This window comes from Marinobacter shunpengi (assembly GCF_045449695.1).
In the GTDB taxonomy this organism is placed as follows: Bacteria; Pseudomonadota; Gammaproteobacteria; order Pseudomonadales; family Oleiphilaceae; genus Marinobacter.
Genome location: NZ_JBJJKZ010000015.1, coordinates 77611 through 90938 on the forward strand (window position 1 = coordinate 77611; position 13328 = coordinate 90938).

At 61.9% G+C, this 13328-nt stretch carries 13 protein-coding genes; 7 read left to right on the plus strand and 6 right to left on the minus strand.

Annotated features, from left to right (window positions below):
- Positions 1-110 precede the first annotated feature (110 nt).
- Complete coding sequence (locus ACJO2E_RS12615) at positions 111-662, plus strand: cold-shock protein (protein WP_406964268.1); 552 nt, start codon at positions 111-113, stop codon at positions 660-662.
- A 69-nt stretch (positions 663-731) separates the two neighbouring features.
- Here the strand turns inward: ACJO2E_RS12615 and dapE are convergent, their stop codons facing one another.
- From dapE to map, 6 genes are read right to left on the minus strand one after another with little or no spacing between them, the layout of a single operon-like run.
- Complete coding sequence (dapE, locus tag ACJO2E_RS12620; RefSeq protein WP_406964270.1) at positions 732-1862, minus strand: succinyl-diaminopimelate desuccinylase; 1131 nt, start codon at positions 1860-1862, stop codon at positions 732-734.
- A 1-nt stretch (position 1863) separates the two neighbouring features.
- Entirely contained in the window at positions 1864-2892 is a 1029-nt protein-coding gene (dapD, locus tag ACJO2E_RS12625) for a 2,3,4,5-tetrahydropyridine-2,6-dicarboxylate N-succinyltransferase (protein ID WP_406964272.1), read from the minus strand.
- A gap of 17 nt (positions 2893-2909) precedes the next feature.
- Positions 2910-3254 carry an ArsC family reductase gene (locus ACJO2E_RS12630; RefSeq protein ID WP_406964273.1) on the minus strand — a complete coding sequence of 115 codons (345 nt, stop codon included), beginning with the start codon at positions 3252-3254 and terminating at the stop codon, positions 2910-2912.
- A gap of 3 nt (positions 3255-3257) precedes the next feature.
- Positions 3258-4457, minus strand: a complete 1200-nt coding sequence (dapC, locus tag ACJO2E_RS12635) for a succinyldiaminopimelate transaminase (protein ID WP_406964274.1) — start codon at positions 4455-4457, stop codon at positions 3258-3260.
- Positions 4454-7102, minus strand: a complete 2649-nt coding sequence (locus ACJO2E_RS12640) for a [protein-PII] uridylyltransferase (RefSeq protein WP_406964276.1) — start codon at positions 7100-7102, stop codon at positions 4454-4456. The genes dapC and ACJO2E_RS12640 overlap by 4 nt, the downstream gene beginning before the upstream one ends.
- Positions 7103-7873, minus strand: coding sequence for a type I methionyl aminopeptidase (gene map / locus ACJO2E_RS12645; RefSeq protein ID WP_406964277.1), 771 nt, complete (start codon positions 7871-7873; stop codon positions 7103-7105).
- A 341-nt stretch (positions 7874-8214) separates the two neighbouring features.
- Here map and rpsB point away from each other — a divergent pair, with 341 nt between their 5' ends.
- From rpsB to ACJO2E_RS12675, 6 genes are all read left to right on the plus strand, one after another.
- The gene (rpsB, locus tag ACJO2E_RS12650; protein ID WP_406964278.1) at positions 8215-8964 is read left to right on the plus strand and encodes a 30S ribosomal protein S2; all 750 of its coding nucleotides are present in this window, start codon (positions 8215-8217) and stop codon (positions 8962-8964) included.
- A gap of 133 nt (positions 8965-9097) precedes the next feature.
- The gene (gene tsf / locus ACJO2E_RS12655) at positions 9098-9967 is read left to right on the plus strand and encodes a translation elongation factor Ts (protein ID WP_406964279.1); all 870 of its coding nucleotides are present in this window, start codon (positions 9098-9100) and stop codon (positions 9965-9967) included.
- A gap of 291 nt (positions 9968-10258) precedes the next feature.
- Positions 10259-10987: a UMP kinase gene (pyrH, locus tag ACJO2E_RS12660; protein ID WP_328187735.1), complete on the plus strand. Its 729-nt coding sequence runs from the start codon at positions 10259-10261 to the stop codon at positions 10985-10987.
- A gap of 76 nt (positions 10988-11063) precedes the next feature.
- Positions 11064-11621 (plus strand): ribosome recycling factor, encoded by a 558-nt coding sequence (gene frr, locus ACJO2E_RS12665; RefSeq protein ID WP_406964770.1) that lies wholly within the window; start codon positions 11064-11066, stop codon positions 11619-11621.
- 38 nt (positions 11622-11659) lie between these two features.
- Positions 11660-12433: a polyprenyl diphosphate synthase gene (gene uppS / locus ACJO2E_RS12670; protein WP_406964280.1), complete on the plus strand. Its 774-nt coding sequence runs from the start codon at positions 11660-11662 to the stop codon at positions 12431-12433.
- Positions 12434-12481: 48 nt separating this feature from the next.
- Entirely contained in the window at positions 12482-13324 is an 843-nt protein-coding gene (locus tag ACJO2E_RS12675) for a phosphatidate cytidylyltransferase (RefSeq protein WP_406964281.1), read from the plus strand.
- Positions 13325-13328 lie beyond the last annotated feature (4 nt).

Sequence of the window (13328 nt, forward strand, 5' to 3'; positions counted from 1 at the left end):
GCTATTATGCCCGCTTTATTCGCCGGGGTGTCGGGTTTTGGCACGTGTCCGACGGATAAAAGGTTACCTCAACAACTGTGATCCATGATCTTACGGAGTCTGTTTTATCCATGCGTAATCCAGCAAGAGCAATTCTTTCAGCGGTACTGGTTGCGATTCTCGCCCCGCTGGTTCTGGGGTTTATCCTTGTTAACACCACCCCGGAAGTCTTTTTTATCCTTTCACAATATGGCAGCAGTGAGCTGGCCGGCAGTCCTCAGTTTGTCCTGGGTAGTGCCCAGGGTATCGCCGCCTATGTCATCACGTTCGTGCTGTTTGCCATTGCCGGTGTGCTGACCGTACTGGTCAGCGAGCGCAAATCCGGGTCCGCATCCAGGCAACGCAGGAACAACCAGCCCCCTCGTCCCCAGCGTAACGACGACCAGGACGACGATGAGGACGATTTCGGTCCGGAAGGTGTCGAGGAAGGCACCGTGAAGTGGTTCAACGTCAAGAAGGGCTTTGGCTTTATTGTCCGCGAGAGCGGTGACGAAGTCTTTGTCCACTTCCGTGCCATTCGCGGCCGCGGTCGCCGTGTCCTGCGTCAGGGGCAGGCCGTGCGTTTTGATGTGGTTGAAGCCTCCAAGGGGTTGCAGGCGGATAACGTCTCTACCCTGGATTGACCGTAGTAGCCCCTCTCCCCTGGAGGGAGAGGGGCTGTTTACCGCAGTTTCTGTGCTGCCCGCCCCCTTCTATCCCAACAACTCCACCAGCACCTGTTCGTAGATCTCGGACAGGGTATCCAGGTCTTCCGCCTTCACGCATTCGTCCACCTTGTGGATGGTCGCATTCAGCGGCCCCAGTTCCACCACCTGCGCGCCCGTCGGGGCGATAAAGCGACCGTCGGAGGTGCCGCCGGAGGTGGATAGTTCCGTCTCGCGCCCGGTTACCCGGCGAATGGCGTTCTGGGTGGCGGTGACCAGGGCTCCCCGGTCCGTCAGGAAGGGGCGTCCGCTCAGGTGCCATTGCAGGTCGTATTTCAGGTTGTGCCGGTCGAGGATGGCGACCACCCGTTCTTCCAGGCTTTCCGCGGTGTTCTCCGTGCAGTAGCGGAAGTTGAAGTGCACCGTCAGTTCACCGGGGATGATGTTGCTGCCGGTGCCCGCCTCGATCTTCGTGATCTGGAAGGTGGTGGGCGGGAAGAAGTCGTTGCCGCTGTCCCAGAATTCGTTGGCCAGGGCATCCAGTGCCGGCGCGGCGGTGTGCACGGGGTTTTCCGCCATATGGGGGTAGGCCACATGTCCCTGCACGCCGTGTACCGTCAGGTAGCCGTGCAGGGAGCCGCGACGGCCATTCTTGATGATGTCCCCCACCTCATGGGTGCTGGACGGTTCTCCGATCAGGCACCAGTCGATCTTTTCGTTCCGGGCCTCCAGGGTCTCCACCACCTTGACGGTGCCGTCGTGGGCCGGGCCTTCTTCGTCGCTGGTGATCAGCAGGGCAATGGAGCCCCGGTGGTCCGGGTTCTTCTCCACGAACCGCTCGCAGGCGGTGACAAAGGCGGCCAGGCTGCCTTTCATGTCCGCCGCGCCCCGTCCGTGGAGGTAGCCATCGTGGATGTCGGCCTCGAAGGGAGGGTGGGTCCAGTTCTTCTCGGGACCGGTGGGCACCACATCGGTATGTCCGGCGAAGGCCAGCAGAGGACCGTCCGAGCCCTTACGGGCCCAGAGGTTGTCGGTCTCGCCAAAACGCAGGTTTTCGCCCGCGAAGCCCAGGGGCGCCAGGCGGGACATCATCAGTTCCTGGCAGCCGGCGTCATCGGGAGTGACCGATTGACGGCGGATCAGGTCCATGGCGAGTTCAAGGGTGGGGGAGAGGGCCATATCAGTTGTTCGCGTGCAGCTGCTCGTTCAGTTCAATGGCGGTCTTGTTGGTTTTGCACTCCACCGCACCGGTCTGGCTGTTGCGGCGGAACAGCAGGTCGGTCTTGCCGGCCAGGTCCCGGGCTTTGACCACTTCCACCAGGTTGTTCTGGTCGTCCAGCAGGGCCACCTTGGTGCCGGCGGTGATGTACAGGCCCGCTTCCACGGTGCAGCGATCGCCCAGGGGGATGCCAATACCGGCGTTGGCGCCCAGCAGGCAATTCTCGCCCACGGAGATGATGATGTTGCCGCCACCGGACAGGGTGCCCATGGTGGAGCAACTGCCGCCCAGGTCGGAGCCCTTGCCGATCATCACGCCGGCGGATACACGGCCCTCGATCATGCTGGTGCCTTCGGTGCCAGCGTTGAAGTTGATGAAGCCTTCATGCATGACCGTGGTGCCTTCGCCCACGTAGGCGCCCAGACGTACCCGGGCGGTATCGGCAATGCGCACGCCACGGGGAACCGCGTAGTCGGTCATCTGCGGGAATTTGTCCACGGACTTCACTTCCAGGATGCGGCCTGCCAGGCGTGCCTGGAGCTGTCGCTCGGGCAGTTCGTCCAGGTCGATGGCGCCCTCGTTGGTCCATGCCAGGTTGGGCAGCAGCCCGAAGATGCCGTCCAGTTTGACACCGTGGGGCTTGACCAGCCGGTGGGAGAGCAGGTGCAGCTTCAGGTACACCTCTGGCGTGCTGGTAGCGGAGTCATCCGTCTGCAGGATGGTCACGGATACCGGCTTGCGGCTGTCAGCCGCCTTGCGGGCCAGGGCGGCCTGGTCCGTCTGGGAGGTGGAGCCCAGGGCTTCGGCAAAGGCCTTGAGCTGGTCGGCGGAGGCCTCGATGGCCTGGTTGCCGCCCTGGTAGCCCAGGGTGTTGGAGGCCACCTCGATCAGCTCGTTATCCGGCATCAGGACCGGCTGCTGGTAGTAGACTTCCAGCCACTCGCTCTTCTGGTTCTGGGTGCCGATGCCAATTCCGAATGCAAAACTCATCTGGTGCTCCTCTGAAGTCAGTTCTTGAATCTCTGTTCCCACTCGTCAGCTTTAAAGCCGACGCTTACCTCGTCACCGCTCTCCACCACCGGGCGTCTGATGATGGACGGGTTGTCCAGCATGATCTCGTGGGCGGTCTGGGCGCCAATGGTATCACGAAGCTCTTCCGGCAGCTTGCGCCAGGTGGTGCCCCGCCGGTTGATCAGGGCCTCCCAGCCGATGGCCTGTTCCCAGCGGGAGAGCAGGGTTTCGTCCAGGCCGTCTTTTTTGAAATCGTGGAATTCGTGGGCGACGTTGTTCTCGTCCAGCCATTTGCGGGCCTTCTTGACGGTGTCGCAGTTTTTGATGCCGTAGAGTTTCATGGTTCAATCCTGTTTTTGCAGAAACCGCACAATCCGTTCGGCCGCCTCCACACATTCCTCCAGCGGTGCCACCAGCGCCATCCTTACCCGGTTTTCTCCCGGGTTATAGCCGTCGACGGTGCGGGACAGGTAACGGCCCGGCAGCACATGCACGTTCTGCTGTGCGGAGAGATCTCGGGCGAACGCTTCGTCACTCATGGGCGTCTCGGGCCACAGGTAGAAACCGGCGCCCGGGAAATCCACGTTCATGACCTGCTTCAGGATGGGCACCACGGCTTCGAACTTGGCGCGGTAGGCGGCGCGGTTCTCCTTCACATGGTCCTCGTCCTGCCAGGCAGCGATGCTGGCCAGCTGGTTGTGGATGGGCATGGCGCAGCCGTGGTAGGTGCGGTAGCGCAGGTACTCCTTGAGGATGCTTGCGTCACCGGCCACAAAGCCGGAGCGCAGGCCCGGCAGGTTGCTGCGCTTGGACAGGCTGTGGAACACCACGCAGCGGGCGTAGTCGTCCCGGCCCAGGGCGGCGCAGGTCTGCAGCAGGCCTTCCGGAGGGTTGGCCTCGTCCGGGTAGAGTTCGGAGTAGCACTCGTCCGACGCAATAACGAAATCGTGCCGGTCCGCCAGTTCGATCACCTGTTTTAGCGTCTCCCTCGGGATGACGGCGCCGCTGGGGTTTCCCGGTGAGCACAGGAACAGGATCTGGCAGTCTTTCCAGACCTCGTCCGGTACCGCCGCAAAATCCGGTATGAAGCCGTTACCGGCGTCGCAGGGCAGGTAGTGGGGGGTGGCGCCGGCCAGCAGGGCGGCCCCTTCGTAGATCTGGTAGAAGGGATTGGGGCTCACCACCGTTGCCGGTCGGGTGTTGTCCACGGCGGCCTGCACGAACGAGAAGATCCCCTCCCGGGTGCCGTTCACCGGCACCACGTTGCCATCCGCCTTCAGGGTGCCGGGGGTGAGGTGGAAGCGCCGGGTGGCCCAGTCCGCGATGGCCTGGCGCAGTTCCGGCATGCCCCCGGTGGTGGGGTAGTTGGCCAGGCGGTCCAGGTTGTCGGCGATGACCCGTTTGACGAACTCCGGCGACGGGTGCTTGGGCTCGCCGATGCCAAGGGAGATGGCGTCCAGGTGCTCCGGCGGCACCACATCGGCCTTGAGTCGGGCGAGCTTTTCAAACGGGTAGGGGTGTAGTCGGGACAGGTTGGGATTCATTGAGTGTTATCCAGCATGTTGCGCAGGTCGTCCTGGAGGGTCTGGCAGACCTCCGGGTCGCGGATTGGCCAGCCGTGCTCGTCGGTGACGAAGAAGGCGTCTTCCACCCTTTCACCGAGGGTGGCGATCTTGGCGTTGGTCAGGCGGACCCGGTGTTCCAGCAGCACCCGGCCAACCCGGGCCAGCAGCCCCGGCCGGTCGGGGGTGATTACCTCGATAACCGTGCGCTGGTTGAAGGTGTCGTTGGACAGGGTGACTTCCGTTGGAAACGAGAAGTGCTTCAGTTGCCGGGGCGTGCGGCGCTGGATGATGTCCGGGTAGTCGTCCGGGTCGTCCAGTTCCTCCACCAGCCGCTTGCGGACCCGCTCCTTGCGGGCCGGGTCCTTGCCCAGGGGCTGGCCCTGCTCGTCCAGCACCACGTAGGAACTGATGGACCAGGGGCCCTTGCTGGCCACGCTGATGCGGGCGTCGACGATGTTCAGATTGAGCTGCTCGAGCACCGCGGTGGTGGCGGCGAACAGGGCCACCCGGTCCTTCACGTAGATCACGATATGGGAGTAGCCATCGGTGGGGCCGCCCCGGGTGTCGCGGATCAGCACCAGCGGATCCGGATCGTCGCCGTGACGGATGATGGCGGCGGTCTGCCAGGCGATGTCGACGGTGGAGTCCTGGAGGAAGTACTCCTCGTCCAGGGTGTCCCAGATGGCATCGATCTGTTCGTCGGTCATGCCCTGGGCCTGGAGGATCTCCCGGGCTTCCGACTGGGTGGCCTTGACCCATTCCTCCCGGTTGAAGGGGGTTTCCGTGCCCCGGCGCAGGGCGCGCTTGGTTTCCACGTACAACTGGCGCAGCAGCGACGCCCGCCAGGTGTTCCACAGTTTGGGGTTGGTGGCGCTGATATCGCAGGCAGTCAGCACATACAGGTAGTCCAGGTGCACCTGGCTGGGTACGGCCCGGGCGAATTCGTTGATGATGTCCGGGTCGGAGATGTCCTTGCGCTGGGCGGTCATGGACATCAGCAGGTGGTTCTCCACCAGCCAGGCGATCAGTTGGGTATCGCGCTCGCCCAGGTGATGGCGCCGGCAGAAGGCTTCGGCGTCTTCCGCGCCCAGCTCCGAGTGGTCACCGCCGCGGCCCTTGGCCACGTCGTGGTAGAGACCGGCCAGGTAGAGCACTTCCGGTTTCGGGAGCTGGTGAACCAGGCGTGAGGCCAGTGGGAACTCCGTGCGGCTCTCCGGGTTGCCCAGCCGTACCATGTTGCGGATTACCCGCAGGGTATGGGTGTCCACGGTGTAGATGTGGAACAGGTCGTACTGCATCTGGCCGATAATCTGGCCGAATTCCGGCAGGTAGCGCCCCAGCACGCTGTATTTCTTCATGTGGGAAAGGGTTTCGTCCAGCGGGTGGGGGGTCTTCACCAGCTCCATGAACAGGGAGGTGACCGCCAGGTCGTTGCGGAACTGGTCGTCGATCAGGTGGCGGTGTGCCCGCAGGGCGCGGATGGTAGACGCCCGGATGCCCTTGATGGACGGGTGCTGGGCCATCAGCAGGAAGATTTCCATGATGGCGTAGGGGGCGTAGGCGAACACCTGGGTGTTGATGGCCTCGATATACTGGTCGCGGATCTGGAACCGGCGGTTCAGGGGCTGGATCTTCGCCTCCTGATCCCGTTGCAGGATGGCCTCGTCGTAGTACTGCAGGATCACATCGGTCAGCTCCGCCAGGGCCAGCACCGTGCGGTAGTAGGCCTGCATCATCTGCTCGACACCCAGTTTGCGGCCCTTGTCCCGGTAGCCGAGCATGTCGGCGAGGGCGCGCTGGTGGTCGAACAGCAGCCGGTTCTCGTTGCGGTCGGCGATCAGTTGCAGGCCATAGCGCAGACGCCAGAGGAAGTTTTCCCCCTCCAGCAGCACGTCGTGCTCTTCCTCGGTCAGAACGCTGAACCGGGTGAGGTCGGCAATGGTGTCGAGGCCGAAATGGCGCTTGGTGATCCAGCCGATGTTCTGGATGTCCCGCAGGCCGCCTGGCGAGGCCTTGATGTTGGGTTCCAGGTTGTACTCGGTGTCGCCGTACTTCTGGTGGCGTTTGAGCTGTTCCTCGCGCTTGGCACTAAAGTAGTTGCGGTCGCTGCTGACGTTGTCGGAATAGATCGCCCGGCTCAGTTCCGTCCTCAGCTCTTCGGGGCCGGCAATAGTGCGGGTTTCCAGCAGGTTGGTGAGGATGGTGACGTCGTCACGGGCGGCCTGTTTGGATTCCTCAAGGCTGCGCACGCTGTGACCAATATCCAGCCTCAGGTCCCACAGCAGGGTGATAAAGGCGCCCAGGTCTTCATGCCAGGCATCATCAATGCCATTGCGGGTGAGGATCAGCAGGTCGATATCCGAATGGGGATGGAGCTCGCCCCGGCCATAGCCGCCCACGGCCAGCAGGGCGATGTCACCGGAGCGGGAGAAGTCGTAGCGGCTCCAGATTTCCCGCAGTACCAGGTCGACCGTATCCGCCCGGGACTTCACCAGTTTCCGCACATCGGTGCCGTTGCGGAAAGCATCGGCGTCGGCCTCATAGGCCTCCCGCAGCAATTCCCTGGCCGCCCGCACCGGAGAGGGGGCGTTGGCGATCTGGTAGGCGAAGGCGGTCGTGTCCACTCAGAGCGACTCTTCTTGGCGTCTGGTCAGCACCTCATGGCCGTCGGCGGTCACCAGGATGGTGTGTTCCCACTGGGCGGACAGCTTGTGGTCCTTGGTGACGGCGGTCCAGCCATCGCCCAGCACCTTGGTGTGATACTTGCCCTGGTTGATCATGGGCTCGATGGTGAAGATCATGCCTTCCTTCAGTTCCATGCCGGTACCCGGACGGCCGTAGTGCATCACCTGAGGTTCCTCGTGGAAGACCTTGCCGATGCCGTGGCCGCAGAAGTCCCGGACCACCGAGTAGCGGTGCTTCTCGGCGTGCTCCTGGATGACGTGGCCGATATCCCCCAGGCGGGTGCCGGGCTTCACCAGTTCAATGCCCTTGTACATGCATTCCTGGGTGATGCGGATCAGGCGCTCGGAGCCGGGCTTGGGCTTGCCCACGATCCACATCTTGCTGGTGTCGCCGTGGTAGCCGTCCTTGATCACGGTGACGTCGATATTCATGATGTCGCCCTCCTTGAGCACCTTCTTCTCGGAGGGGATGCCATGGCACACCACATGGTTGATGGAGGTGCATATGGACTTGGGAAAACCCTTGTAGTTCAGAGGGGCAGGAATGGCCTTCTGCTCATTGACGATGTAGTTGTGGCAGATCCGGTCGAGTTCCTCGGTGGTGACGCCGGGCTTGATGTGGGCGTCGATCATTTCCAGCACTTCAGCCGCCAGGCGACCGGCCACGCGCATCTTCTCGATTTCTTCCGGGGTCTTGATGGTTACTGTCATTGGACTTCCTGGTAAATGAATGGCGTCGCCCCGGGCGTATACCGTCGTCTTGAATAAGGCTTGTGCCAGTCGGGCACCGGAAGGCGACTGCCGGGCGGATAGGCTATTTTAAGGGGCTGGCTGTACAGGTACAAGGAAGTGCGGAAAAGCTGGCGCCGGAGGTGGGTTTTATGGTATAAACGCGCCGCCGAAATGCGAACCTCGACCTGTGTCGGGGCGTCGGCATAAATCACACACGCGTCAGCACGTTGTTCCAGGGTGCCCGAACCATGGCCAGAGGCCGCTCGGGTTGGAGCAATCGGACGTGTGGAGGACTAACCCGAAGCTACAAGGTATTTATCATGGCTCAGGTAAACATGCGTGACCTGCTCAAGGCAGGTGCTCACTTCGGTCACCAGACCCGTTACTGGAACCCGAAAATGTCGAAGTTCATCTTCGGCGCCCGCAACAAGATCCATATCATCAACCTGGAACAGACTGTTCCGGCCATGAACGACGCGCTGCAGTTCATCGAGCAGCTGGCCGGTAACAAGAACAAGATCCTGTTCGTCGGCACCAAGCGCGCCGCCGCCAAGATCATCAAGGAAGAGGCCATCCGCGCCAACCAGCCGTACGTCAACCATCGCTGGCTCGGTGGCATGCTGACCAACTACAAGACCATCCGTCAGTCGATCCGCCGCTACCGTGATCTGGACACCCAGAGCCAGGACGGTACCTTCGACAAGCTGACCAAGAAAGAAGCCCTGGACCGCACCCGTGAAATGGAGCGCCTGGAGCGGTCCATCGGTGGTATCAAGGACATGGGCGGCCTGCCGGACGCCATGTTCGTGATCGACGTGGACCACGAGCGTATCGCCATCAAGGAAGCCAACAAGCTGGGCATTCCCGTTATTGGTGTGGTCGATACCAACAGTGATCCGGACGGCGTTGACTATGTGATTCCGGGTAACGATGACGCCATTCGCGCCATCCAGATCTACGTGAAGGCCGTTGCAGACACCTGCATCGAAGCTGCCCAGGCAGGCGGTGGTGCTGACGAGTTTGTTGAAGTCAGCGAAGAGCCCGCCGGCGAAGCACCCGCAGCCGAGTAACGCTGCCGGTCATACGCCTATCACGTTGACCCGTTGGAATGGGGGCGAGGACAACGTCGCCTCCTTTCGCTGGATTCAACCGCCGGGCCACCGATTCGGGCCCGGCCGGTTCTAACTGTTAAGAGGATTGAACATGGCTGCTATTACCGCTGCAATGGTCAAGGAGCTCCGTGAGCGCACCGGCCTTGGCATGATGGAGTGCAAGAAGGCACTGGTGGAAGCTGAAGGCAGTGTTGATGCCGCAATCGAAGAGCTGCGCAAGTCATCCGGCCTGAAGGCCGCCAAGAAAGCCGGCCGTACCGCCGCTGAAGGTGCCTCCCTGATTCGCATCTCCGACGACAACACCGTTGCCTACATCCTGGAAGTGAACTCCGAGACCGACTTCGTGGCTCGTGACGACAACTTCCTTGGGTTTGCCAACGACGTGCTGGATGTTGCCTTCGAGAAGGGCGAAACCGACGTGGCCAAGCTGATGGAAGGCGACCTGGAAGCCAAGCGCGAGGCGCTGGTCCAGAAGATCGGTGAGAACATCACCGTGCGTCGCATTGTCCGCGTTGAAGGCCCGGTTGTTGGTGGTTATGTCCACAGCAACAACAAGATTGCCTCTGTGGTTGCCATTACCGCCGGTGACGCGGAAGTGGCCCGTGACGTGGCTATGCACGCCGCTGCCGTTAACCCCCGCGTAGGCAAGCCGGAAGACATGCCCGCCGAGGAAGTCGAGAAAGAGAAGGACATCATCAAGGCCCAGCCGGATATGGAAGGCAAGCCCGCCGAAATCGTCGAGAAGATGATGGGTGGACGCATCAAGAAGTTCCTCAAGGAGAACAGCCTTGTGGAGCAGCCTTTCGTGAAGAACCCGGACCAGACCGTGGGCGAGCTGCTGAAGGCCAACGGTGCCGAGCTGGTCGGTTTCGTTCGTCTGGAAGTGGGCGAAGGTATCGAAAAGGAAGAAGTGGACTTCGCTGCCGAGGTGGCTGCCGCTGCCGGCACCGGCAAGGCCTGAGTCTGCTGATCCCCGGGGTGGTATTAGCCACTCCGGCGGGGTCTTCCGGGGCGTTATGCCAGCCCCGGGAAGGCTCCCTCAGTCTGCCACGCCAGTTCGGGTTCGCCCGGGCTGCCGTGGCGGGCTTGTATCTGAGATGCCCCTTTTTGAATGAGGAGCATGTCAGATACAAGTCCATCGGGAAACCACGGATATCCGACTGGTATGCGTAATCAGTAGGGTTGTTCAGGTATTTCCGTACAGGTGCCGCAACCGGTGCCTGGATCCAGGTTCACAGACGAGGGGAATAGCATGCCGACATCTTCCAAGACCCAGCCCAGATACAAGCGCGTCCTGCTCAAGCTCAGTGGCGAGGCCCTGATGGGCGAGCACGAGTTCGGCATTGATCCCAAGGTACTTGACCGCATGGCGCTGGAGATTGGCGCCCTGATTGGTATCGGCGTGCAGGTGGGGCTGGTCATTGGTGGTGGTAACCTGTTTCGGGGTGCGGCCCTGAACGAGGCAGGCATGGACCGGGTCACCGGCGACCACATGGGGATGCTGGCCACCGTCATGAACGGTCTGGCCATGCGGGATGCGCTGGAACGCTCCAACATCCGCACCCGGGTTATGTCGGCCATCCCCATGAGTGGTATCGTGGAGCATTATGACCGCCGCCGAGCGGTCCGCGACCTCAAGGACGGTGATGTGGTGATCTTCTGCGCCGGCACCGGTAACCCCTTCTTCACCACCGATTCTTCCGCCTGCCTGCGGGGCATCGAGATCGAGGCGGATGCGGTGCTGAAGGCCACCAAGGTGGATGGCGTCTATTCCGCGGACCCCATGACCGATCCCACGGCGGTGAAGTACGACCGGCTGACCTATGATGAAGTACTGGACAAGAAGCTGGGTGTCATGGACCTGACCGCCATCTGTCTGGCACGGGACCATGGCATGCCGCTGCGGGTATTCAACATGAACGAGCCCGGTGTGCTGACCCGGATCGTAACCGGCGAGCCCGAAGGCACCCTGGTGGAATAACCCGGCGGGCGACGAATTCACGTCCGTCCCGGAGCAGGGGGCGGGCAGAGACATGCAGACAAGCGAGGACGCTGAAGTGATTGACGACATCAAAGCCGATGCTGAGAAACGCATGAAAAAAAGCCTGGAGGCCCTGTCGGCTGCCTTCAACAAAATTCGTACCGGTCGGGCCCACCCGGCCATCCTGGACAGTGTGCACGTCAACTATTACGGCCAGGAGACGCCCCTGAAGCAGGTGGCCAGCGTCAATGTTGAAGACAACCGTACCCTGACCATCTCACCGTGGGAAAAGAGCCTGATTCCCACCATCGAGAAGGCCATCATGGCTTCCGACCTGGGCCTCAACCCCGCCACCAGTGGCGATCTCATTCGCGTGCCGATGCCGATGCTGACGGAGGAGACCCGCCGCGAGATGGTCAAGCAGGCCAAGGCCGACGCCGAGCATGCCCGCGTTTCCATCCGCAATGCGCGCCGTGATGCCAATAACGACCTCAAGGATCTTGAGAAGGAGAAGGAAATCACCGAAGACGACCAGCGTCGCGGTGAGGAAGAGGTCCAGAAGCTCACGGATCGTTATATCGCTGATGTCGACAAGGCGCTGAAAGGCAAGGAAGATGACCTGATGGCGATCTGATCGCCAGGCGGAACACCCTGCGGGTATTAGGGGATTGCATGACGGACAAAGTAACAGCGGATATTCCGGTGGAAGCCGGCAAGGTTCCGCGTCACGTCGCCATCATCATGGACGGCAACAACCGCTGGGCCAAGGCCCGGCGCCTGAATGGCGTTGCCGGCCACAAGGCGGGCGTGAATTCAGTCAGGTCGGTGGTGGAGACCTGTGCCAGGGAAGGGGTGGAAGTGCTCACGCTGTTTGCTTTTTCCAGTGAGAACTGGCGCCGTCCCGAAGAAGAGGTGTCTGCATTGATGAGGCTTTTCCTCTTTGCGCTGGAGCGGGAGGTGAAGAAGCTGCACAGGAACAATATCCGCCTGCGGATTATCGGTGACCGGAGTGCCTTCAGCCCCTCCTTGCAGGAGCACATGGCCAAAGCCGAGGAACTGACCCGGGACAACACCCTGATGACACTGGTGATCGCCGCCAACTACGGTGGCCACTGGGATATCACCCAGGCCACCCGGCATGTGGCTGCCCAGGTGGCCGCTGGCGAACTGACGGCATCGGATATCACCGAGGACCTTATCCAGCAGCACCTCAGCATCGGTGACCTGCCGATGCCGGACCTGATGATCCGTACGGCCGGAGAGCAGCGCATCAGCAATTTCCTGCTGTGGCACCTGGCGTATACTGAGTTCTACTTCTCCGAGGTGTACTGGCCGGATTTCCGGGCCGATGAGATGCGTAAGGCCCTGGCGGCCTATTCGCGCCGAAAACGCCGGTTTGGCCAGACGGATGATCAGGTGGATCGACGGTTGGCCGCTCAGCACTAACCGCTCGCACCAGAACAACCCAGAGCTTACACAAGAGCGAAAAGCGACGTGCTCAAAACCCGAATTCTCACGGCGCTGATTCTGGCGCCCATTGCCATCATTGGCATCTTCTTCCTGCCTCCGCTGGGGTTTGCGATCTTCACCGGGGTGGCCATCACCCTGGGCGCCTGGGAGTGGGCGAATATGGCCGGTTACACCTCCAGCCACGCCCGCCTGGGCTATGCGGCACTGGTGGCCATGGTGCTGGTGGCGGTGTTTCAGCTACCCACCCTGAACCTGCTCTGGCTGGGGGTGGCGTGGTGGATGCTGGCGCTGCTGATGGTCCGCAGCTATCCCGGTGGAACCTCGGTCTGGGGCAGTCCGCCGGTCAGGGCAATCATGGGATTGCTGGTACTGGTGCCGGCCTGGGTCGGGCTCAACCACCTGCGCAACGGCAGCCTGCTGTTCGGTGAGTTGAACAGCGGCCTGGTGGCCATCCTCTACGTGTTCCTGGTGGTGTGGGTGGCCGATATCGGCGCCTATTTCGCCGGGCGTGCCTTCGGTCGCGCCAAGCTGGCGCCCAGGGTCAGCCCCGGCAAGTCCTGGGCCGGTGTCTGGGGTGGCCTGGCGGCAGTGGCGCTGCTGGCGGTAGCAGCGGGCCTGGTGGCCGGTGCCGCTGTGGCGGATACCCTGCTACTGCTCCTGGCGAGCATGCTGGTGGCGGGGATATCCGTGGTGGGTGACCTGCTGGAAAGCATGCTCAAGCGCTTTCGTGGTATCAAGGACAGCAGTCAGCTATTGCCGGGGCATGGCGGCATCATGGACAGGATCGACAGCCTGACCGCTGCCATTCCGGTGTTCGCCTTACTGATCACACTGACTGGCTGGCTGACTTCAGGGGCAATGTTGTAATGAC